The organism is Allocellulophaga tsushimaensis (assembly GCF_055383085.1).
In genome coordinates this window covers 1,318,274-1,342,489 of record NZ_AP039451.1, presented here as the reverse complement: position 1 = coordinate 1,342,489, position 24,216 = coordinate 1,318,274, and the positions used below count along the sequence as shown (strand labels likewise).

Genomic DNA, 24,216 nt, shown 5'->3' with positions numbered 1-24,216 from the left:
TCTGTTTGAATTAAAACTATTTTTTATTGAAATACCTTCTTGAGTCTGTCCAAATATGATTTATTGTAACAAATTTTTAATACTACAATCTCTTTTATAGTCTACATAAAGTGCTCTTAATAAAACTCCTTTAGTAGTATCTGCAGCGTCATCTCTACATAAGTAGGGCAAAATATGATTTATCTCTTTAAGAAAAGCATCAAAATGTTTCTCTGCTTTTATTATTGATGCATTAGTATATTCTTGGGTTGAAATTGTTTGTTTTTTTGGTATAAGCATAATAAGTAGGTTTTAATTTAGGGTATTAATTATATACCCACAAAGATGCTATTATTGTGCAATAACAAAGGAGGGTTATAGGTAAATTACGGCTTACTGTAGATGAGTGGAACCATTACCATGTTGAATAAAGTAAATATTGCAACTTTTAGATAGTACAGCAACTTAATATAAGACTCATAAAAGAATGATCTTACATTAAATATATTCACTTTATTTTGAGTTATATAACTACAAATCAGAAAAATCTCTATGTTCTTTTTTCTGAAGTTCTTCTGGAGATAATGATTTAAAATAATCATATACTATTTTGAGCCCTTCAGAGCGATGCACTTTAGGTTCCCAACCCAATATTTCCTTAGCTCTAGTAATATCTGGTTTGCGTTGTAAAGGGTCATCTTTTGGTAAGGGCTTGTATATAATTTTTTGGTTTGTACCAGTAAGTTTTACAATCTCTTCTGCAAATTCTTTGATGGTAGTCTCATCTGGATTTCCAATATTTATGGGATCTGAATAATCACTCATAAGCAACCTATAAATACCTTCAACCTGATCGTCTATATAACAAAAAGAACGTGTTTGAGAGCCATCACCAAAAACAGTGAGGTCTTCACCACGTAGAGCCTGTCCCATAAAGGCGGGTACTACACGACCGTCATTCAGTCGCATTCTAGAACCGTAGGTATTAAAAATACGGATAATACGGGTTTCTAAGCCGTGATGGCGATGGTATGCCATCGTTAACGACTCCATAAAGCGTTTTGCCTCATCATAAACACCACGTGGGCCTATAGTACTAACATTTCCATAATATGCTTCGTTTTGAGGGTGTACTAAGGGGTCCCCATAGATTTCCGAAGTAGATGCTACTAGTATTCTAGACTTCTTTTGCATAGCAAGTCCTAGCAGATTAAATGTACCTAAAGAACTTACTTTTAGCGTTTCAATTGGTATTTTTAAATAATCAATTGGACTTGCAGGAGAAGCAAAGTGTAATATATAGTCTACTTTCCCTTCTAAATGTATAAAAGTACTCACATCATGATGGTGAAACTCAAATTGTTTAAGTGGAAAAAGATGTGCTATATTTTTTAAATCGCCAGTAATAAGATTATCCATAGCTATTACAAAAAAGCCTTCTTTTATAAAACGGTCACATAAATGTGATCCTAAAAATCCTGCTGCGCCTGTTATAAGTACTCTTTTCATTAATTTTACTTTTATCTTCCTATGGAATAGTATGTGTAACCTATATTCCTTAAATCTTCGGTATCATATAAATTACGTCCATCAAAAATAAGTTTCTTTTTTAACTTATTGCTTAACTTCGTAAAGTTTGGGTTTCTAAAAACGCTCCATTCTGTGCATATTAACAATGCATCGGCATCTTCCGTTGCTTCATACATATTTTTAGAATACACAATCTTATCTCCAAGTAATTTTTTGACATTATCCATGGCTTCTGGATCAAATACGTTTAGGGTTACTCCTCTTTTTAATAATTCTTCTATCATATATAAAGATGGTGCTTCTCGAATATCGTCAGTCTCTGGTTTAAAAGCCAAACCCCATAACGCTATTTTTTTGCCTTTTAAATTTCCTTGAAAATGTTTTTCAATTTTAGGAAGAAGAATTGTTTTTTGAGATTGATTTACTTTAATAACAGATTCTAAAATAGAAAAATCATAATTTGAATCTTTACCTGATTTATGTAGTGCTTTTACATCTTTTGGAAAACAAGAACCTCCATATCCAATTCCTGGGAAAAGAAAACGTTTTCCAATTCTTGAATCTGTTCCCATACCCTTTCGAACCATATCTACATTAGCTCCTACTTTCTCGCAATAATTGGCAATTTCGTTCATAAAAGTTATTTTGGTAGCCAAAAAAGAATTTGCTGCATACTTAGTAAGTTCTGCCGATTTTTCGTCCATAATTAAAATTGGATTTCCAGATCTAACATACGGCCTATATAATTTACTCATTAAATTTATTGCCCTCTCCGAAACAGATCCAATAACAATCCGTTCGGGTTTTAAAAAGTCATCCACTGCAAACCCTTCACGAAGGAATTCTGGATTAGAAACTACATCAAAATCTATTTCTGTTCTCTTAGCAATAGCCATACGTACCTTTTCAGCTGTTCCTACGGGAACTGTACTCTTATCAACTATTACTTTATATTCAGAAATAATTTCTCCTATGTTATTTGCAACATCCAAAATATATTTAAGGTCAGCAGAACCGTCTTCTCCTTCTGGAGTTGGTAATGCCAAAAAAATAACCTCTCCATGATTTAAACCTTCTTTCAGTGAAGTTGTGAACGATAATCTACCTGCTTTGATATTTCGTTCAAAAAGGATATCTAAATGAGGTTCATAAATTGGTACCTCACCATTCTTCATTTTTTCTATTTTATTTTCATCTATGTCTACGCAGACAACTTCATTTCCAGTTTCGGCTAGACATGTACCTGTAACTAATCCAACATAACCAGTACCTATTACTGATATTTTCATATTTTTAATTTACTTTTTATAAAACATCGCTGGTGTATAGTTTAACATACTATTACTCCAGTTATAGTTCCTTTTTTGATTTATTTTTTTTTAATTTATTTTTTTTAGAATCGGGTTTATTTACTTTAAGACTTTCTATTTTTTTCTTTAAAGTTACTTTTTGCTTTAAATTACTAAAATTGTAATTGTACTTGAAAAAAACATACCCCAAAACAATAATAATGAAAACAAGCATCAATACCATCCCCAAATTTTTTGAGGTACTGCCTAAAACAATAAATAACATTACAAACAGAATATTGAAACAACCTATTAGAAAGCTAGCTTGTTTATGGCTTAATCCCCAATAATCTATGAGTACATGATGTGTATGATTTCTATCTGGTGAAAATGGACCCTTTTTATTTGCTAAACGTATTGCAAATACCCTAGCAGTATCAAATAAAGGAACAATGAGAATGCTTATGGCTATTAGAGGGGCATTTTCTAATAAAAAAGGCAGCTCTGTATAATCATGCGGTTTTAAGGCTAAAAACTTAAGTGTAAGTATACTAATTACAAACCCAACTATCAACGAACCAGTATCTCCCATAAAAATTTTGCGATCCGAAGAAATATTAAATCCAAAAAAAGCAATTAGAGAAGCATTCATTGTTATTCCAATTAAAGCATAAAAATACTCACCGGATAAATAAAATATTGTGGTATATAAGATTAATATTACTATCCCAACAATAGATGCTAATCCATCAATACCATCAATTAAATTATATGAGTTTATAATGGTTAGCATCATAAAACCCGCAATTGGCAGATAAATAAAATATGGTATTTCATTAATATTTAGAAATCCGTTTAAGGAATAGATGGTAAAACCTTCATTTGCTAAGACAAAAGAAATGGCACATATTTGCGCAATTAGTTTAGTAACAGGTGATAATACTACTAAATCATCTTTTAAGCCTACTATAAACAGTATAGTAAGGCCAGGGATAATATACATTCCTTCATCAAAAGTATTCCACCCTTTTATAAAAAACAAAGCAAAAATAAGTGTAAAAAAGAAAGCTACGCCACCTAAAGTAGGAGTTTTAGTAGAATGAGAACTCCTTTTATTAGGATCATCCATTAGTCTCTTATATTCAACAACACCAATAATTTTTGGAATTGTTAAGTATGTTAAGAGAAAAGCTCCTAAGAAAAGACATATTGCGGTTTCTAAAAAAAACACGATTTTAATATTTTCGTAAAAGTATAAATTATTTAAGCTTATATCTTAAAAAGTCGCATATAAAAATTATCAAAAATGTAGGATATGTTCTTAGCGTTCTAAGAAAAACCCTCTTTTCATCAAAAAAGCGATAAAGCCACCTTAAATTTAGATCGTTTATCCATTTGGGATAATAATTTATTCCTTTGGCTGTTTGGTGAATAAACCCTCCGCAAGTATATGCAAGTCCATCATAACCTTCGGAATTTAGAGTATGTAAGAATTTTTCTTGATGAGGTGTACCCATACCTATAATTACAATTTCTGCAGCAACTTCTTTAAGCGTTAAACAAGTTTGCTTCTTTTCAGTTTCTGATGAAAAATAACCATCCCTATAACCAACTATATTTAATTTTGGAAAAGATTCTTTTATCACCTTAACTGTTTTTTTTATTGAAAGAGCATCACTACCTACAAAATATATTTTTGAACCTTCGTTCTCCGCTTTTTTAAATAATGTTCCAAAATAACCAACCATATCTGGACTATTCCTTTTTACTTTATATCCCATACTTTTAAATAAAAGGGCTAAAAAAATGCCATCTAGGAATAATACATCTATATTTTTTAGAAGCCAAGATTCTTTTCTTAATTCTAAGTATACTGTTGGATTTATGTAAGAAAAATATTGAAATTGTTTTGAAGTTAATACTGTATTGGTTGTATGTAATCTATCAACAATATTTTTATAAAATGATTTATGAAGCATCCTAAAATAAGCTTAGTTTAATTCTTTATGGTGACTTTTCCTTGTAATACTATTTTCGAGTAAAAGTATCAAAAAAGAGTACATAACAACACCTTTATGAACAACAAACACTGATTCCATAAATGCAAAGGAACCCAATAGTATTGAAATAGTTAGAAAAAATATACTCTTACTTTTTAAACAGATATAAGTAAGCCTTACAAATACTATTAAAACCAATAGTAAACCAATAATACCTAATTCTAAAAAACTTTGTAAATATTGATTATGAGCATCATATTTATAAATAATCCCTTGATGGTAAGATTGTGCTTTAAAACCATCCCCAAGCCTATTTTTAACATTACCTACACCTACTCCTAAGACATATGATTGCGTAAGAACATCAATTGAAGAGATCCATATTTGTTTTCTTACCGAAAACCCACCAACAGTTTCCTCAGAAGTAGAAAGCTTACTGATTTCTGAAATGGTTCTTTTAATTCGCTGTTCAAAAACACCTATTTTTGATAAACCAAACAACATTGATATAACCACAACAAGTACAAAAACACCTGTCTTTTTTTTTCTTTTTTTTAAAAAATACCATACAATTGAAATCACAGTAATTAAAATGGTAATTAATAAAACAAATCTAGAGGCAAGGAGAAACATAAAAAAAAGAAAATAAAGCATCAGAAAAAAATAGAGAATGCCGGTTAACATCTTAAAACCACTATTAAAAAGTAAATGCCTGTATAAAATCCAAAAAAAAGAAATAGCAATAAATACCGACATATAATTGGCATTAAAATTTATCTGTTGCGATAAGAAATCATTATTATACCTCCAATCAAAGTACAGCCTCAGGGGCACATTATTTTCAATTAAAAAATTAAAATTTAAAATAAGTGCAGAAAACGATGCGATAAATGCAACAACTGTAAAAACCGTAAATACATAGTTTGAATTTATTTTTCTATGAGCTAGGAAAAAAATAATTGGCATGCCTATAAAAGACAGATAACTCTCTATTTCCTTTATTTGTTGAGAAATAAAGATTGAAGATACAACCACTAACAAAAAGTAGCATATTAAAGAAGTTTGTAAAAAACTTATTTTGAATGTAAAACTCGATTTTTTTAAAGTAAACAATGAATACGTTACTAATAACAGAATGGAAATACTATTAAGCTTAATAGAAAAAGGGTATGTTAAGATAAATAAAGCTATTAAAATTTCAAAAGCAGGTATTGTTTTAATCTTATTTAGCATCTATATCTTATTAGTGGATTTTATTGTAGTAACTAAAAAAATCAAAAAAGTCATCATTAATATTCCATCAATATAATTATCCATTAACATAGACACTAAAAAACAATAAAAGAAAAGCTTAATTGTAATCATATTTTTGTCTATCGCTATTTTTTTATTGATTACTCTAATAACTTTATATATGAGATAAAAGAATACTACTAAACCTACTAAACCCATATCTACAAAAATCCCAAGATAATCATTATGTGTTCCTGGAGCTTCAAAAACATAGGAGAGGTTGTTTGAGTAGCCATTTAAAAATATAAATCGATGTGTTCCAAGTCCAAGGCCAAAAAATACTTCAAAAAAACTATCAATTTGAGCTAAATAGTTTTGCCAAGCTTCAAATCTCCAAGAAATAGATGAGGCTGAACTAAGCTCAAAATCATCAAGATTAAATACCTTAGAGACCCTAAATAAGATACTATCCCATTTTAAATAAATGTAGATAGCTGATGATATTACTGCAACTGGGAATGAATAATAAAAAACTAATGATTTATATAATTTTTTATGTATAAATATTAAAAAGAAAAATAATAAATTAATGAATATAGAGGTCATACTACCGGTCTTCCATAGCAATATTTCCAGAAGTATGATTAAAATTATATTGAGATATTTAGATTTTCTATATGCATAATCATAGGTAAGTATTGCAATGAATAAACTTAAGAAAGAGGCACAAACATTTGGGTTAGAAAACGGTCCAGGCAAACGATATACTCCTTGAATATTTTGATAACTAGATGTAAATATTTGTAAATAAGAAATGAAAATTGTGAGTAAAATAATTGGTTGAATTAAACGATTAAAAATAAATCTATAATCAAATCTAGATTTAACGGTTTTAAACACAACAAACACAATAGCTATTTCAATGATATACCTCAAAAAAACTATTAATATTCCAGTTTTTGGCATTCCTATTGTATGGTATGTCCATATAGCCAATAAACTTGAGCAAATAAAAGAACATATAATTAATAGCGTATCCTTAAATAAATGCTTTTTTAATATTATTTGAGGTTTATTTAGCATAATAATAAATACAGCGGTAATTAACAAAAAGAAAGAAAAAACCTTAGTAAAAGGGAAAAATATTGGATCAATCCAACCAACATTATAAAACGAAGCAGGCAACTCAGAAGAAAACCTTAAAAAAAAGGCTATAAAAAAGAGGTTAAGAAGAAAATTATTAAGCTTTATCTTTTTTTTCATTTAAATCTATAAGAAGTTTTAAAAGATTTTCATTGCATTCTTTTTCAGAAAGTTTATTTTCTTTTAGTAAATCAATTGTTTTAGGCGCTTTATAATTTAAGATATTTTCCTGTACTTTAGTAAAAAACGTTTTTAATTCTTCTGATTTTTGATAAATAAAAACCCCATACTCTGATAGCTCACCAGCAGTATATTTAGAAAGTAAATTAAGAACAATTCCTAATTCTTGATGGCATATTACATAACAATTACTGGCAATAGCTTCAAGAAAAGCGATTGAATACGTTTCATAATCTCCTGAAAATAAAACAACGTCTGATTTTTGATAATATGAAGGCATTTTGTTATTCGGAATATTACCACCTACAAAGAATCTATTTTTATAATTATCGTTTAGAAAGTTTTCAACGGCATTAAAACCTTTTTCTGGTCTCAGTGGGTCATGTGGAAAAAAACAAGTAATCGCTGTAGTATTATTTTTTTGAGGAAAAAACATCTCTGTATTTACTCCTAAAAAATTACTTTGATAATATTTACTTGATTTTCTATACATCTGTTTTTCATTAAGAACTAATATTTTATTAAAAAACAGTACTGGGATTCTCATTATTGGAGAATACCGGATAAGCTTTTTTATACCTAGACTTTTAAAACGTTTAAGTCCATAAAAAAAGCCTAATACAGGTTCGCTTTCATGTAAGGATAGTATCCATGCTTTATTCCAAGCCAAAATTATTGCTGGAATACAGGCAAAACCACAAATGATATGATTAACATAAATAATATTAAATTTTTTACTATTTGAGATAATTTTTCTAATACACCCAAAAAAATTTGCAAGGCTAGAAGTGTCAACTTCTATTAGTCCAACTTCATCATTAGTTGAAAACTCTTGAAAACTTTTAAATTGGCGTTCTAACACACCAGACCAATTAGCCCTTTTTGGTTTTTTTTTAATGTAGAGTATCTTATTCATCTATAAGTACTGACATTGTATTCATTAATTCAGAAAACTCATCTTCTGTCCCAAAAAGATGTCCTTTATGAACATTTTTTTGAATATTTTGTAATAGTACTGTTGGGTTATTACCAGTATGTGTTGATATATCTTCACTTATACTTTTATAAGAGGAATTGATTATATAATTACCCATAGACTTATATGGCCAATTCCCTAAAACAAGCGTTGGTTTGTCCTTTATATAACTTTCTAGACCAACTGTAGAAGAAACAATAATTACTGCTTTTGCAGAATCAACTACATCAAAAGTATTTACATCTGCATTTAGTAAACGAACATTCTTAATTTTATCTATTTCTTTATAATTGTTTAAAGTTAGGTGCCCTTCATCTCCTGGGTGAGTTTTTACATATAAAAAATAGTCTTTGGGCAAGTGTTTTGCAATTTGTTTTACTGTTTTTATTTGATCGGAAAAAGCTCTATTTCTTATAAATAATTCTGATTCAGCTGCTACATTAAATGGAAAATAAAAAAAATCATTATTTGGTTCAAAACTTTTAAAGTAATTTGATGTAGTAAATTCTAAGAAAACATGACGTAGTTTTCTCTTATAAATATGATATAAATAAGCTCTAATAATATTATAATTTCTATGAAATATAAGTGTGCTGAATTTAGCTAAAATATTCCCTTTTTGGTAATTTGTTGCCTTAGTGCTATACTTAATGACTTTCTTTTTTGAAATTTTTTCTGAAATAATCTGTTTTGCTTTTTCCTCTGAAAGTTCTTTGTAATTTTTTGGAACAATTATAGTTTTTTGTTCATCTGAATACAATGTTGAAAAGCCTTTAAGAAAAGATTCCCCAGAATATATAGACTTCATTTTTGCTGTTTTTGCAGCCAAAAAAGCAGCTCTGCGAACAACTTCACCTCCTTGCATTTGAAAAATATACTTAATAGTATATTTTTTGAATATTGTTTTAAAAGCTATTAAATAATTGTATGCATATCTTTTAATGTTGTTTTCATCATCATTGTAGTATGCCTTTTCAGTTTCTATAAATTGATTTAATTCTATATTTTCTTTCTTAAAAAATGCTTCTATTTCTTTAGTTTTAGGGGTTTTTAATGGAAAGAAATTATTAATGTAAATAACAGAAACACCTTGTTTTTTTAATTTTTTAAATTCGTAAGGATTAGGGGTTAAAACCAACGCATTTTTCCCTTTATTTTTTAACTCAAAATAAAATTGTGCTGATAAAGCAAATTCATGATAACCATTTATAAGTGCAATATCTATATCCATTGACATTTATTTTTTAGAAAAAGTATTCTAATTAAGATGATTAAAATATAAGTAATTGTAGTTGAAAAAACAGCTGCGTATAGTCCAATTTTTTCAAGAAAAACTATGTTAATAAATATATTTACTAACGCTCCAATAATTGAAGAGTACATTAAAACGCTATCTTTTTTTAGTGCATATAAAATATTTTGAGGGATTATGGTTAATGATATTAAAATTGAATTTGCAATCATTAACCAAATAATATTATAATAAGAAAATAATTCGTCTTTTTCCATATAAGAAATTAAGTAAGGCAACAAAACTAATATCCCTATAATTATAATACTATAAATACTCAATATTTTATATAAATACGATTTTACATGCTGTTTTAACTTTGTAAGGTTATTTTCAGCTGCTAAAAAAAGAGGAATATATTGAACACCTATACTACTCGTAATAAGTGTTGTTGCTATACCTGCTATACCAAAATAAAAGCTATATATTCCAAGTTGTTTAAGGTTTAAAAAATTCTCAATTAAATACCGATCACTAAACTCAATAATTCTTAAAGAGATCGCCATTAAAAAAAATGGAAAAGCTACTTTATATCCTTTTAAAATCCATTTAAAATCAATTACGCTCGGTCTTATGAATCTGTATTTAAATAAAAATATAAAACCCGTTAAAAAGGCAACAATTGTACCATAGAACCAATATTGCAAAATTTCAGTAATATCAATTTCAGTTTCAAAAGAGAACGATATAAGCATCAAAGGAAACACCCACGCTCCATTTTTAAGAAAAAATAGAAAGTTGTAGATCACTGATTTACCAACATAAACAAAAACTCTAGATATTTCTTGGGATATGTGATCAAAAATAATAATTAAGTAAATTAGTAGTAGGTACTCACTGTCTACCATATGCTTAAAAAACAAGAAGTATGATAAAGGAATGGCAATTAAATAGAATATAAAATGGGCAACAAATTGATTAATTAATAAAAAATTTTTATTTGCTCTATCTTTATATTGCCTTCCGGTGTAGCTGTGAAACTCAAAACCAACTATAAATAAAAATACTGCTACGGTTACAGATAATAAATTATAGATGCCTAAATCTTCTAGTGTTAATTTTTTGGTGATATATAAGACCAAAAAAAACTTTCCAATTATAGCCAACCCCCTAAAGAAAAGGTTTGGTAAATTATTTTTAATTAGGGAGCCTATTTTGGTCACTTTTTATTTTATCAAGTATCGTTGAAAAGTCTCTTTATACTTCTTTTTAGACTTCTTTAAATCCTTTGTAGGTTCTGTTACATCATAGAATGTATTTTTTACTCCAAATAAACTATTAGTGTACTCAAACTGTAGTAAAAGTCTATCATCTTTTTCTAATTTTTTTCCCTTGTGAAAACCGCTTGTATCTACCGCTAAAATAGTTCCTTTTTTACCCCCTATTTCCATTAAATTTTCTTTCCCATAAGCTTCTTCCATTTCTATATCAGAAATTCTACCATCTCTTCTTACAGCTAAAGGAATATTCTTAGTTGAACCCTTTACATAGCAATGAGGTCCTGTATTCTCATCAACATCTGTTAGGTATATAAAAAATTTAATGAATCTTATTCTTTCCATATCAAAATGATATAATTGAGCAATTTTAGAAGAAGCTTCTTTAGAAATACTTGTACTCCACCACATGCTTATTAAATCAAGAATGGGTTTTGCTTTTAAAAATTTTTGAGCAATTAAAAGAATAGTTTTATCTATAGCTATTTTTTGAATAACTGAATTATTAATTAAATCTTGTTCTTGAAATTGGTATTTTATAGCTTCAGGATTGTTTCTATCATATGTTTTAAAAACCATTTCTTCATTTGGCATTAATCTAGCTTTAGTTTCTAAAGAAAACTTTAATAGATGATCAATATCTTCATGATTAAGTTTTTTATCAAAAACATAATAGCCATTGGTATTTATATCAGAAACAATTTTATCAATATCTTCATGATTAAGTTCTCCTAAAACTCCATTTATTTTTTCTTCAAAATCATATAATTTGCTTTTTTTACCTATTCTTGAAGATATTTTTTTATTAAATTTTCCATTACTAGTATAGTATAGTTTCCTTAGGCTCTCATATGAATACTTTGGAGTAAAGCCAAACCAATTAAAAAAAACAAGTCCAAATTCAAATAACACTCTTGCTAATCCAATTTTTAATGATTCCATTTTTAATTTATTTTTTTTATTCTAAAGTCCAATTCTTTATAATTACTATCTAAACTTAAAATCTCTATTTTTAGATAGTCTAATTCATTAGCATTATCTTCTAAGTCAAAGTTGAGTTTAAAATTCCCTGTTAGTTCTTTAACAATTTTTAAAGTTCCTATAAGGAAGCATACTTTAAATTTATTTTTTTCAGAACAACTCCCTTCAATACTTAAACTTAGTATTTCTTTATTTAATCTAATTTCACCTTCATCTATAAGTTTAATTCCATACTCAATATCTTTTTCAATATTGATGTGATCAAATCCTTTGTAAAAATAAGGCCAATTTTCTGCATTTTTACAGTTAAGGTTAATTGGGGGTGAAAAACTTAATCTTTCTCTAATAAATCTAGCAGGTGCACCAACATAAACAGTATATGGAGGAATATCTTTTAAAACTACAGAATTTGCTCCTATTACTGCACCCCGACCAATTGTAACACCTTGGGCAATAAAAACACCCACTCCCAACCACACATCTTCATTAATAGTTACTTTTTTAGAATGAGCATTTAGTCCTTCTTCTGTAGAGAAGACCATTTTATCTTGATTTTTTATTAATCTTTCTGGGTATGTAAAAGCATAGTGATTTCCAGAAGATATAAAAATATTAGGCGCTAAAACACAATACCTTTCTATTGTTACTTCTCCTAATACTTTACAATTTGTATTAAGGCTTGTATACTCTTTTATGATTAAGTTTTTACCAGAAATTGCATTAAGCTCAGAAAAAGAACCTATTCTAACATGGTTTTGAATAACTATTTTTCCTTTTTTTTCTTTAGACGCATTTGGGATAAAAATATGTACATGCTTTCCAATCCAACTGTTCTCTCCTATTGTAAAGTTATTTAGATCATTGATATAAATGCCTTTAAGAAAAGATTTTAAATAAAAAAAAGTAAATAATTTCAAAAATTTAATTTATTAAGTTTAAGTGTAATGGAGTACCTCTTTTTATATCAACAGAGAAAGAACTACCTAAAATGTCTTTAAAATGTTTTGGGTGCATACCATATCCTGGTCTAATAGATCTAACATTTTCTTTTGTTATAATATCTCCAGAGTTAACATCTTTAACTACAAATAGTGATCTTGCAAATTTTCTATTGTTTTTTACTTTTTCTGAGATTTCATAGGAGACTTTTCCTAATAATTTTTCAGTGTCTCTTACTTTGTCCACTAATTCCGTAAACTCTTCAACATCAAGAGAAAAATCAGCATCTGGACCTCCAATAGATTTGTTTAAAATAAAATGTTTTTCAATAACCTTTGCTCCTAATGTTGTTGCAACAGTTGGTGCAAGTGAACCATAAGTATGGTCGCTAAAACCAACTTCAACATTAAATCGAGATTTTAAATCAGGAATAGTATTTAAATTCGCTAATTCTAAAGGGGCAGGATAAGAAGATGTACATTTTAGTAAGATAATATCATTATTGCCAACCTTTCTACAAGTATCAACTGCTAATTGAATGTCTGCTTCTTCTGCGATACCTGTGGATATAATAATTGGTTTTCCTTTGGATGCAGCATATTCTATTAAAGGAATATCTTGAATCTCAAACGATGCAATTTTATAAGCTGGGACATTTAATTCCTCAAGAAAATCAACTGCTGTAAAATCAAAAGGTGAAGAAAAACAAATTAAACCTTCTTCTTCTGCTACTTCAAAAAGTTGCTTATGCCATTCCCAAGGGGTATATGCTTCTCCATAAAGTTCATATAATGTTTTACCATCCCACAAGGTTCCCCCTTCAATTTTAAAGTGTTTATTATCACAATTTATAGTTAATGTATCTGGGGTATAGGTTTGAAGTTTTATGGCGTCTGCTCCTGTTTTCTTTGCCGCTCTTATCGTTTCTATTGCAACATTTAAATCGCCATTATGATTGGCAGAAAGCTCTGCTATTATAAAACATGGATTGTCTCCTCCTATCGTTTTATTTCCTATTTTCATTACCAAATATATTTCCGAGGTTAAAAGTACAATTTTCTGTTCTTATTATATCTAAGTTAATTGCTCCATTTGCGGTCTTAATAACTAGCTTAGGCTGAAGTTGTATAATTTCTCCTATACTTTGCGCATTTGTTATTTTAACATCCGAAAAAGATACCTTATCAATGATAATTTTTTGGTTATTATAAAATGTAAATGCACCTGGATATGGATTTGCTTGTGCTCTAACCCAATTACGAATAGCTTCTCTGCTCCAATTCCAATTAATTTCACCGTCTGCAGGCGTTCGTTTTCCAAAATACGTTGCGTCTTCTTCTTTTTGAACTGCTAAGTTTAATTGATCATTGAAAACATCATGTAATACTTTTTTTACTAACGGATAATATGCTTTTGCATATTTTTCTAGTATTGTTCCTCCTGTATCTTCTTTTTCAATTGGTATTTCAATCTGGTGTATTATTTTTCCAGTATCACAACCTTTATCAATAACATGAGCTGTAATTCCAGCTTTATCTTCTCCATTTATTATTGCCCAAACATGTGGCGTTCTACCCCTGTATTTAGGTAATAAAGATCCATGGATATTAAATGTTAAAAGGTTAGAATGGTTAATAATATCTTCATCAATTAAAAATAAGTAGTTAATTGATGCTATAATATCTACATTAAATTCTTTTATAAAATCATAACCAGCACCTTTCCTTGGGTTACCAGCATAAAATGGAATATTATTTTTAGTTACAAAATCTATTATTCCAGTAGAATTACTGTCTGTTAAAACAAATTCTATAGCGTGGTCTTTAGCTATTTTTACTAAGGTGTCTAGGCCTAAACCACCACTACAAAGTATACCTGTAGTTAACATATTTCTTTTATTAAATTTAAATGTCTTAAAGCTATTTTATCATCAAACAGTGCTTTTTGAGCTTCTATTTGATAGTTAAATTGTGCTTCCTTTAAAATTATATTTATTTTGTTTAAAAAATCAGAAGATTTATAGTTCTTCATATTCTCTCCTTTATAAATAGCTTTCTTATCTAAAAACCCTTTATAAATTAACTCTTGATTATCTATATAGAATCCACTAAAAATAGGCATTTTAATACAGGAAAGCTCATACAAAATGGTACTTGCTGGAGCAATTGCAAAATTACATTTTTGCATTACTTTTATTAATTGTTCTTCAGAAAGATTACGATACGTTTTTATTTTGTTGGAGTATTTCTCTTCTAAATTAAAAATCTCATCATGTTTATACGCAGCACCTAGTACAATATGTATATTTTTAAAAATTTTAATCTGTAATACTGCTTCAACAACTTTTAAGCTAAGATTAAATGGGTCTGCGCCACCAAAACAAATAAAAGCACTATCCACTCTTTTAATGGTTTTGTTTTGTTTTGCTACTTTTAAAAAAAGGGGTCTAAGTAATGCATATTGCGTTCCTAAAGCTAATTTAGTGTACGATTCTTTATGGTAATGTTTTTCATTAATATGTGGCGAATGATTAATAACCACATCTGCATGCATATGTTCTTTAGCCAAATCATCAATATAAATTAAACAAAATCCAAGTTGTTTTACTTGTTTTTGATATGATGCTGTAAATTGATATCCATCTGCAATAATAATATATTCTTTAGCAGAAAAAGAAGTAGCTAACCATTCTGGCTCTTCATCAATAGTAATGTTTTTAGGGATACCTTTTTTTGCATAAAGTTCTGGAATTACTGAATCTGTTGAAGTTTCGTGTGTTAAGAATACAAAATCTAAAGTGTCCTTAACAATTTCTGCTAGACTAAATAATCTATATAAATGACCTAATCCTGTTGTGGCATTTCCATCTGCTCTAAAGATTACCTTCTTGGTCATTAAGTATGAGTTTGTATTTAATTTCTGCAAGTTTCCAATCTGTTTCTGTATCAATATCTTGAGCATGCAATTCTGAAATTACAATGGCTCCAGAATTATTTGTAAACAACTTTTTATCTTTATTAAAAGAGTTAGGTTTTAGCCAATAAAACTGACCAGAATCATGGTATCTCAATTCTAAATCTTGAGAACGTGAATTTAAATGCTCACTCCATACCATAGCTACTTTGTTATCTTTAAATTTTAGTGATCGTTGTATTGGGAAAGAAAACGCTAACACAGGAAAAACACTATCAAAATTATCCTCTATAAGTTTGTTATACGCTTCATTGATCTTATTTGATGTTACAAATGGTGCTGTAGGAAGTATACAACAAATAGCATCAAAATTTTTATTTTGATGCTTATAATTAGTAATCACTTCTTCTACTACATCTGCTAAAACAGCAAAATCATCAGCATTCTTATCACTTCTTAAAAAAGGCACTTCCGCACCATATGCTATAGCTATTTTTGCAATTTCCTGATCGTCTGTAGAGACCATAACCTCATCAAACAAATTACTTTTTAAAGCAGCTTCTATAGAGTATGCAATAATAGGTTTCCCTAAAAAAGGCTTTATATTCTTTTTAGGAATTCGTTTACTCCCACCTCTTGCAGGTATTATTGCCAAATTAGCCATAGATATATGATAACACTTTTTCTATTACGTATGCCTGTTCTTCATCCGTTAAACTTGGATACATTGGTAAGCTAATACATCTAGCATAGTACTTTTCAGCATTTTTTAAACTTGCACTTTCATATCCTATTTCTTTATAATAAGGCAAAGTATGTACTGGAATATAATGTATCTGTGCAAAAATGTTTTGTGTTCTTAAAAAGTTATACAAACCTTTTCTATCGTCAACTTCTATAACAAATAAGTGATGTGCGTTTAAAGATTTTTCATCTAGGCTTTGAAATTTAATTTTATCCTTAAACGCTTTCTTGTAAGTACGTGCTATTTCATTTCTTCTTTCAACTCCTGCCTTATTTTTTGCTAATTGCGAAATTCCTAAAGCTGATTGAATGTCTGTTAATCTGTAATTATAGCCTAACTCTTGCATTTCATAGAACCAACCTCCATGATTCTCTGTCATATCTTCTTTGGTGATACCATGCGTTCTTAAAGAGGAGAGCTTTTTGTATAGTTTTTCAGAATTTGTAGTAACCATTCCTCCTTCTCCACAAGCAATATGTTTTACTGGGTGAAATGAAAATATACCAATATCAGCATAATTGGCATTACCGCACATTTGTTTATCTCCTTTTGAATCTACAAAATAGCCTCCTGGTGCATGACAAGCATCTTCTATTATCCATAAATCATGCTCTAGAGCTAATTCTTTAAAAGCTTCTAGATTTATGGGAAGACCTGCAAAATCTACTGGAATTATTCCTTTAAAAAAACCTTTTGGTTTACTCTCAATTAATTTTTTAGTACTCTCTAAAGACAGTAAATAGGAATCTGGATCTATATCTGCAAACCAAACTTCTCCGCCAGCATATCTAACACAATTTGCTGATGCTGCAAAGGTAATTGGTGTTGTAATAACCCGCTCTCCTTTTTTTAAGCCTAAAGCTAAGACAGCTAAATGTAACCCAGAGGTTGCATTATTAACAGAAACAGCATATTTAGCGCCTACATATTCTGCAAATTTATTTTCAAATTCTTTGACTTTTGGCCCTTGAGTTAAATAATCTGCTGTAAGTGTTTCTACTACTGCATCAATATCATCTTGTTCAATATTCTGTCTTCCGTATGGTATAGATTGCATTATATAACAAAATTAGTATCTACATGTTCTTTTATAAGTTTTCTTAACGTCTCTACAGTCTCCCATTCCTCATTTTCACCTGAATTATAACTAAAATTTTGTGGGACAGGTTTTGCATTAAATTCTTTAATAAAGTCTTCTAATTTCCATTTATGCGTAGAAGGTAAAATGGTATAATATTTTCCAAGGTCATAGGTATAAAATGAATCAGATGGTGTTATCATTTCTTCATGAATTTTTTCGCCTGGTCGGATCCCTACAACAGGTTTTTTACATTCTGGAGCAATAGCTTCAGCTACATCTGTAATTCTATATGAAGGTATTTTAGGTACGTATAATTCTCCCCCCCAAGCGTATTCCATTGCATGCATTACCATATCTACTCCACCTTGTAAGGAAATATTAAAACGCGTCATATTTGGATCTGTAATTGGTAAAGAACCTTCTTTCTTCTTTTTAATAAAAAATGGAATTACAGAACCATTTGATCCCATAACATTTCCATATCTTACTACAGAAAACCTTATAGGACTATCTCCTTTAATATTATTTGCTGCTATAAAAAGTTTATCTGAAGTTAATTTTGTTGCACCGTATAAGTTTATGGGTGCACAAGCTTTATCTGTTGATAATGCCACAACTCGTTCTACACTAGTTTCAAAACACGCGTCTACAACATTTTGAGCTCCTCCAATATTAGTCTTTATACATTCTTCAGGGTTATATTCTGCTAAATGAACATGTTTCATAGCTGCTGCATGGATAACATAGTCAACCCCTTTAAAAGCTCTCTTAAGGCGCTCCTTATCTCTAACATCACCTATAAAAAAACGTATTTGAGGAAATTTATTTTTTGGAAATTCCTGAGCCATTTGAAATTGTTTTTGCTCATCACGAGAAAAAATTATTACTCTTCTAATTTCAGCATGCTTAGATAAAATATGAGTTGTTAATGCTTTCCCTAGTGATCCAGTGCCACCAGTAATTAATAGTGATTTACCTTTATAATCCATTTATTTATTTTAAAATACTACTTTTTGGTCTCTTAACAAAGCTACAACAATTATTATCTCTTACAAGCGTTGTGTTCTCATTAAGATTATTTTCTATTATTATTTTCGAAGCAAAATCATACCTTGTTATTTCTTTTTTATCCGTAAAATAATATATCCCATATTTTTTTACATTTTTAGATGCTAAATGCAAGACATAATCCGCTAAATTTATAACGATCGTGGAGTATGCTTTTTGGAAATCGGCACCATACGTTTTACTATATAACCAAGAGGTACAAATAATAAAATAATTAGTTATTATTTCTAGAATATGTTTTTATCTGGCTGACTTTGATTATCCAAACTCGTTTATTGGATTTGGGATATCACCAATTTTGTATAAAATTCTTTTTTTCTCCATCAAAAACATACTCTGTAGAAATATGAATATCTTGTATAGTCAAACCTAATTGACCAGAAGTTTCTGTAACTAAAACATTGCTCATTTAAATAGTGCTTTAAAATTAGGTAACTTCTTATCTTTTTCTGATATTATAAATTTATGAATAGGAAACTCCCAGTCAATATCTAAATTTCTATCATTATATAAAATACCTCTTTCTAAATCCTTTTTATAATAGTTGTCACATTTGTATTGGAAAATAGTTTGGTCAGCTAGCGCTAAAAAGCCATGGGCAAAACCTTTAGGGATAAATAAGCTAATATGATTTTTTGCTGATAACTTTATTTTAAAATGTTTTCCAAAAGTGGGGCTTTCTTTACGAATATCAACTACTACATCTAATACTTCACCAAAGGCAACACTCACTAATTTAGCTTGTGCCGCTCCTTCTGTTTGAAAATGTAAGCCTCTTAATGTCCATTGTTTGGAAATAGATTGATTGTCTTGTACAAAATCAACGGATTCTCCAATTGTTTTTTCAAAATATTCTTTCTTATAGGCTTCAAAAAAAACACCTCGGTTGTCTTTAAAACGAGTTGGTTCAATTACAAAGCAACCTTTAAGGTATGTTTCCGTTATTTTCACCTTACTTTTTTGTTTTTAATAAATACTCCCCGTAACCACTTTTCAATAAAGGTTGCGCTAATTGATGAAGTTCGTCTTCTGTTATATAGCCCATTTTATAGGCAACCTCTTCTATGGCTCCTACCTTTAAGCCTTGCCTTTTTTCAATAACCTCTACAAACTGTGAAGCTTGCATTAATGAAGAGAATGTTCCCGTATCTAACCATGCCGTTCCAGAGTCTAAAACACTTACTTTTAATTTACCTTCTGCTAAATAGGCCTTATTAATATCGGTAATTTCTAATTCTCCTCGGTTACTTGGTCTTATTTCCTTTGCTATTTCTATTACTGTATTATCATAAAAATAAATTCCTGGTACTGCATAATTAGATTTAGGTTGAGATGGTTTTTCTTCAATAGAGATAGCCTTTCCATCATTGTTAAATTCAACAACACCATAGCGCTCTGGATCATTTACATGATATGCATAAATAATTCCTCCATTGGGGTTTTTGTTTTCCTGTAATAATTTAGAAAAACCAGATCCATAAAAAATATTGTCCCCTAAAATAAGGGCCACACTATCTTTTCCAATAAATTTTTCGCCTATTAAAAAGGCTTCTGCTAAACCATTAGGTTGCTTTTGAATGGCATAAGAAAATGTACAGCCTAATTGAGAACCATCCCCTAATAATTTTTCAAATAAGGATTTATCTTGTGGAGTTGTTATAATGAGTATTTCTTTAATGCCAGCAGCCATTAGCGTTGCTATAGGGTAATATATCATAGGCTTATTATAAACAGGCATTAATTGCTTGCTCACAGCTATTGTAAGTGGGTGTAATCTTGTTCCAGAACCTCCTGCTAAAATAATTCCCTTCATTATTATATTATTGATATTGTTTTTTATAATAATCTAGGTATGTGCCAGATGTTACATTATTTAACCATTCTTTATTTTCTAAATACCAATCAATTGTTTTTAATAAGCCTTCTTCAAAAGTAACTGACGTTTTCCAACCTAAATTATTCTTCACCTTTGATGCATCAATAGCATATCGTAAATCATGTCCTGGCCTATCTTTAACATAAGTAATGAGTTGTTCACTTTCTCCTTTTTTTCGATTTAATTTAGTGTCCATTAATTGACAAAGGAGTGTTACTACATCTATATTTTTCCATTCATTAATACCTCCAATATTATATGTTTCTGCATTTTTTCCTTTATGAAAAATAGTATCTATGGCTCTTGCATGGTCTTCTACATATAACCAATCTCGCACATAATTACCATCTCCATAAACAGGTAATGGTTTTTTTTGTATGATGTTGTTAATCAATAGTGGAATTAATTTTTCTGGGAATTGATTTGGGCCATAATTATTGGAACAATTACTAATGACATATGGTAAATTATAGGTTTCTCCATATGCCCTTACAAAATGATCTGAGCTTGCTTTGGATGCTGAATAAGGAGAATTAGGATTATAAGCATTTGTTTCTGTAAACAGACCTATTTTTCCTAAAGAGCCATATACTTCATCTGTACTAATATGGTAAAATCGTTTTTGTTTTGTATTATTTTCCCAATTATTTTTAGCAGCATTTAATAAGTTTACGGTACCTATTACATTTGTTTTAACAAAGGCTAAGGGATCTGTTATTGAACGATCTACATGTGATTCAGCTGCGAGATGAATCACGCTATCAAAATTATACTTCAAAAATAAATCAGTAATAAATGTTATATCTGTTATATCTCCTTTAATAAATTTGTAATTAGGTAGTGCTTCTATATCTTTTAGGTTTTCTAAATTGCCTGCATAAGTCAGTGCATCTAAATTATAAAGATGATATTCAGGATATGTTGTCACTAATCTTCTAATAACATGAGAGCCTATAAAACCTGCTCCTCCAGTTATTAAAATTTTTTTTAAAGTCATATTTATTTACAAAATTTCTTTAGCCCTTTTATTTAAATATTTTATAATAGACCATAAAAAGAATATTCCTAAAAATATTGTTGGAAAAAAAACTAATCCTTTTCCAAAAAATGTTTTTTTAACTTCTTGGGGACCCCCAAAATTTATAATAGTTATCGTTTCTTTTCGCTCTTGAATACCTAATTTATTAATTGCTATATCCTTAATTAATCTACTCTTTAAATTCAATAAACTAGGTATGTCTAAGCCTTCTTCTCCACCTAATAAAACCATGCTATCTCCATTACTATTAGATTGATTCCCTAGCGTATTTGTATATTTTTCTATTAACTTATTTATTTGGGAAATAAGAACTTCATTTTCTTTAATTCGAGTTTCCGAATTGACTAAATTAATCTTTTTAATCTCTTTAAAATATTCATTTCTATTAATATAAGCCATGATTTTTTTAGCCGCATCTTGCCCAATACTAGCATCTTTATAATAAAAAGAAATTTTGTGACTTATATAACTACTGGCAAGAACTTCATTTTTAATAATTTGCTTAATAACATTGTCATCTTTTAAGTTTCCTAAATATTCTAGATATTTTAAATCTTCCTGTAAATCAGATTTTTTTTTATTGTCTTCTATAGGTTCAATTTCAATTTTTAAATCATTTATGGAATCTAAATCTATATTTAGGCTTTTAAAAAAAAGTTTGTCTTTTCCTTTTATTTTAAACTGTAGTTCTTGAATCGTTCCATATAAATAATCCTTGCTTTCAAAATTAGGAGTTACGATAACCTCTGTTTTTTTTAGTTTTTCTGAAATAGAACTTAGACCATATCCTATACCAGCACCTACTATAATTAATACCAATAGAATTATGAGGTTTTTCTTGAAATACAGAAACAGTTTTAAAATAGAAATAAATACTTTTTTAAAAGCGTTTCCTATTAATGCAAAGAGTTGTTCTAAGTCTATTTCTTCGGAGTTATTATTGGGTTCTTGTTGATTAGACATATGATGTTAAGAATTAAATATCTGAGTTAAAATTTTATCTGTTATTAAATAGGTAGGTTTTACTCCTGTTGTTCCTAGCCCTCCAGAAGCTAATGTGCTGCCCGTTTCTAATGGGTTATCTGATGCATAATACGCATAGCGTACTTTTATATCTTCTCTTACGCTTTTCCGTATTTTTGAGGCTGACTGTATTGCTTTTTGATAGTGTACGCCTTCCATTTCTAAACCAATTACATTCCAGGTAGACTCATGAAAAAACTTCAAAATATCTTTGTTTTGTAATGAGGTTCCTAAAACGGTTACCATTGCGCCCTCTAAAACTAAAAGTCCATTATCTTTAAAATCTTCCGCACATAATTCATTTTTAAAAGGATAATTATCTGCGGTACCTTCAAAAATATGTGCAGACGGAATCATTAAATCTCCTTTTCCTCCTTCTAAAATACCCGCTTTTCCCATAATAGATATCGAAACTACATTTAAAAATACCTTTTGGTCTTTTTTAGAGCCGTATGGTCTTAATAATTCATCTATGGTTTCATAGGCTTGCTCTCCAAACGCATAGTCCATTACAAATATAACAGGTTTTTCTTCTTTGGAAAGTTGTTTCCCAAAATCAAAACAACAGGCATTTTCACCAAGCTTAGCAGTATCAAAAATCTGCACATCTATATTTGCACCAGAATCATCATCAATAGATAACATCCCATTTTTTTTTGCATAAGCGTTTACTTTATTTCTTAAGGTTTTATTTTCTGAAGCACTTAAGCTTTCATAAATGTCTAGAGAATCTGCATTTGGAAATTCTTTTTCCAATGCTTTTCTAGCAAATAAAGAGTTCATTACACTATGCATATTAGCACTTATAATGTGTATTGGCCTGTTTATTAAATTATTTTCTTTTAATACTTCTTTTATAGTATTTGCCCATCTTTCGCCATGAATATGATGCCCTAACCGTTCTCTTAATATAGGCGTAAATGTAATAGCTCTTTTCTCTCCTGTAAATTCTTCTTCTATGGCTAGTTTACCGAGCCAATAAATAATTTTTAAAAAACGTTCTGGATTTTTCTTAGATGAAAAAGTATCGTAAATAGCAACGATCTCTTCAAAAGATCTCCCTAAAATGTTGGCTGTATGTATAATAGCAACTTCTCTTTCTGCTTGTGTAAGCTTATCTTTTTTTACAGCTGCTTCTAACTTTTCCCAATCGCGTATGGTTTGCTGTGTATCAGTAATAATTACTCTTTCTGCAATTTTCTCTGACTCTATAAACAGAAAAGTAAGGTGGGTTAAAATGTCATAAATATCAGATCTACCTCTGGTAATCTCAATATTCATCTGTTCATTATCTATTCTATAGCAATTCCTTCTTCTTTTTGGAGGGACTATTGCTTTAAAGTGAGACTTTCCATAGCCTTCATCTGAAGTAAGATTTATAAATCTACATTGCTCTATTCCTTCAGGTAAACGTTCTAAAACATAAACAAGTCCGTTTAATTCTGCTTTTTCTTCAGCAATAGTTCCATAAATTTCTGGTCGGAGTTGTAATAATGCATTTCTTAAGGTTTCACCAGAAACACCCATCGGTTTATAAAAGCCCCTATTAAACAAATGACGCATGGTAATATACAGGCGTTCTATAGCATTTGTAGATTCTTGTGCTCTTGTTGTATTGATTGATTTGCCCATGGAATAAAATTCCTATAAAATTACAACTTAATTTTTGGTTTACTCTATAATCGAGATTTAAATACACTATGGTTTGTCCAG

Annotated in this window: 24 protein-coding genes; all 24 read right to left on the bottom strand. The window is 29.3% G+C overall.

Annotated elements, in window-relative coordinates; translation table 11 throughout:
• Positions 1 to 60: 60 nt before the first annotated feature.
• Positions 61 to 279, bottom strand: coding sequence for a hypothetical protein (locus tag ACZ451_RS05820; RefSeq protein ID WP_464216160.1), 219 nt, complete (start codon positions 277 to 279; stop codon positions 61 to 63).
• A gap of 231 nt (positions 280 to 510) precedes the next feature.
• A complete protein-coding gene (locus ACZ451_RS05815; RefSeq protein WP_464216159.1) occupies positions 511 to 1,488 on the bottom strand; it encodes a UDP-glucuronic acid decarboxylase family protein in 978 nt (325 codons plus the stop codon).
• An 11-nt stretch (positions 1,489 to 1,499) separates the two neighbouring features.
• A complete protein-coding gene (locus ACZ451_RS05810; protein WP_464216158.1) occupies positions 1,500 to 2,798 on the bottom strand; it encodes a UDP-glucose dehydrogenase family protein in 1,299 nt (432 codons plus the stop codon).
• A gap of 61 nt (positions 2,799 to 2,859) precedes the next feature.
• On the bottom strand, positions 2,860 to 4,029 hold the full coding sequence (locus ACZ451_RS05805) for a glycosyltransferase family 4 protein (protein ID WP_464216157.1): 1,170 nt from the start codon (positions 4,027 to 4,029) through the stop codon (positions 2,860 to 2,862).
• A 28-nt stretch (positions 4,030 to 4,057) separates the two neighbouring features.
• A complete protein-coding gene (locus ACZ451_RS05800; RefSeq protein WP_464216156.1) occupies positions 4,058 to 4,777 on the bottom strand; it encodes a WecB/TagA/CpsF family glycosyltransferase in 720 nt (239 codons plus the stop codon).
• 12 nt (positions 4,778 to 4,789) lie between these two features.
• Complete coding sequence (locus tag ACZ451_RS05795) at positions 4,790 to 5,764, bottom strand: O-antigen ligase family protein (protein WP_464216155.1); 975 nt, start codon at positions 5,762 to 5,764, stop codon at positions 4,790 to 4,792.
• A gap of 267 nt (positions 5,765 to 6,031) precedes the next feature.
• Positions 6,032 to 7,294: an O-antigen ligase family protein gene (locus ACZ451_RS05790; RefSeq protein ID WP_464216154.1), complete on the bottom strand. Its 1,263-nt coding sequence runs from the start codon at positions 7,292 to 7,294 to the stop codon at positions 6,032 to 6,034.
• Entirely contained in the window at positions 7,272 to 8,270 is a 999-nt protein-coding gene (locus ACZ451_RS05785) for a glycosyltransferase (protein WP_464216153.1), read from the bottom strand. Before ACZ451_RS05785 ends, ACZ451_RS05790 begins: the two co-directional genes overlap by 23 nt.
• Positions 8,263 to 9,561 (bottom strand): capsular polysaccharide export protein, LipB/KpsS family, encoded by a 1,299-nt coding sequence (locus ACZ451_RS05780; protein ID WP_464216152.1) that lies wholly within the window; start codon positions 9,559 to 9,561, stop codon positions 8,263 to 8,265. Before ACZ451_RS05780 ends, ACZ451_RS05785 begins: the two co-directional genes overlap by 8 nt.
• Entirely contained in the window at positions 9,552 to 10,784 is a 1,233-nt protein-coding gene (locus ACZ451_RS05775) for a lipopolysaccharide biosynthesis protein (RefSeq protein ID WP_464216151.1), read from the bottom strand. Before ACZ451_RS05775 ends, ACZ451_RS05780 begins: the two co-directional genes overlap by 10 nt.
• 3 nt (positions 10,785 to 10,787) lie before the next feature.
• Positions 10,788 to 11,780, bottom strand: a complete 993-nt coding sequence (locus ACZ451_RS05770) for a phytanoyl-CoA dioxygenase family protein (RefSeq protein WP_464216150.1) — start codon at positions 11,778 to 11,780, stop codon at positions 10,788 to 10,790.
• A gap of 2 nt (positions 11,781 to 11,782) precedes the next feature.
• On the bottom strand, positions 11,783 to 12,736 hold the full coding sequence (locus tag ACZ451_RS05765; protein WP_464216149.1) for an acyltransferase: 954 nt from the start codon (positions 12,734 to 12,736) through the stop codon (positions 11,783 to 11,785).
• 4 nt (positions 12,737 to 12,740) lie between these two features.
• Entirely contained in the window at positions 12,741 to 13,781 is a 1,041-nt protein-coding gene (gene pseI, locus ACZ451_RS05760; RefSeq protein WP_464216148.1) for a pseudaminic acid synthase, read from the bottom strand.
• A complete protein-coding gene (locus ACZ451_RS05755) occupies positions 13,765 to 14,646 on the bottom strand; it encodes a methionyl-tRNA formyltransferase (protein WP_464216147.1) in 882 nt (293 codons plus the stop codon). The genes pseI and ACZ451_RS05755 overlap by 17 nt, the downstream gene beginning before the upstream one ends.
• On the bottom strand, positions 14,640 to 15,653 hold the full coding sequence (gene pseG / locus ACZ451_RS05750) for a UDP-2,4-diacetamido-2,4,6-trideoxy-beta-L-altropyranose hydrolase (protein WP_464216146.1): 1,014 nt from the start codon (positions 15,651 to 15,653) through the stop codon (positions 14,640 to 14,642). Before pseG ends, ACZ451_RS05755 begins: the two co-directional genes overlap by 7 nt.
• Entirely contained in the window at positions 15,631 to 16,335 is a 705-nt protein-coding gene (gene pseF, locus ACZ451_RS05745) for a pseudaminic acid cytidylyltransferase (RefSeq protein WP_464216145.1), read from the bottom strand. Before pseF ends, pseG begins: the two co-directional genes overlap by 23 nt.
• A complete protein-coding gene (gene pseC / locus ACZ451_RS05740) occupies positions 16,328 to 17,473 on the bottom strand; it encodes a UDP-4-amino-4,6-dideoxy-N-acetyl-beta-L-altrosamine transaminase (protein ID WP_464216144.1) in 1,146 nt (381 codons plus the stop codon). The genes pseF and pseC overlap by 8 nt, the downstream gene beginning before the upstream one ends.
• Positions 17,473 to 18,486, bottom strand: coding sequence for a UDP-N-acetylglucosamine 4,6-dehydratase (inverting) (gene pseB, locus ACZ451_RS05735; protein ID WP_464216143.1), 1,014 nt, complete (start codon positions 18,484 to 18,486; stop codon positions 17,473 to 17,475). Before pseB ends, pseC begins: the two co-directional genes overlap by 1 nt.
• 4 nt (positions 18,487 to 18,490) lie before the next feature.
• Positions 18,491 to 18,769 (bottom strand): sugar nucleotide-binding protein, encoded by a 279-nt coding sequence (locus tag ACZ451_RS05730; RefSeq protein ID WP_464216900.1) that lies wholly within the window; start codon positions 18,767 to 18,769, stop codon positions 18,491 to 18,493.
• A gap of 201 nt (positions 18,770 to 18,970) precedes the next feature.
• A complete protein-coding gene (gene rfbC, locus ACZ451_RS05725; RefSeq protein ID WP_464216142.1) occupies positions 18,971 to 19,516 on the bottom strand; it encodes a dTDP-4-dehydrorhamnose 3,5-epimerase in 546 nt (181 codons plus the stop codon).
• 1 nt (position 19,517) lies between these two features.
• On the bottom strand, positions 19,518 to 20,378 hold the full coding sequence (rfbA, locus tag ACZ451_RS05720) for a glucose-1-phosphate thymidylyltransferase RfbA (protein WP_464216141.1): 861 nt from the start codon (positions 20,376 to 20,378) through the stop codon (positions 19,518 to 19,520).
• A 7-nt stretch (positions 20,379 to 20,385) separates the two neighbouring features.
• A complete protein-coding gene (rfbB, locus tag ACZ451_RS05715; protein WP_464216140.1) occupies positions 20,386 to 21,438 on the bottom strand; it encodes a dTDP-glucose 4,6-dehydratase in 1,053 nt (350 codons plus the stop codon).
• 6 nt (positions 21,439 to 21,444) lie between these two features.
• Positions 21,445 to 22,443 carry a hypothetical protein gene (locus ACZ451_RS05710; protein ID WP_464216139.1) on the bottom strand — a complete coding sequence of 333 codons (999 nt, stop codon included), beginning with the start codon at positions 22,441 to 22,443 and terminating at the stop codon, positions 21,445 to 21,447.
• A gap of 6 nt (positions 22,444 to 22,449) precedes the next feature.
• Positions 22,450 to 24,135 carry a DUF6909 family protein gene (locus ACZ451_RS05705; RefSeq protein WP_464216138.1) on the bottom strand — a complete coding sequence of 562 codons (1,686 nt, stop codon included), beginning with the start codon at positions 24,133 to 24,135 and terminating at the stop codon, positions 22,450 to 22,452.
• Positions 24,136 to 24,216: the final 81 nt, after the last annotated feature.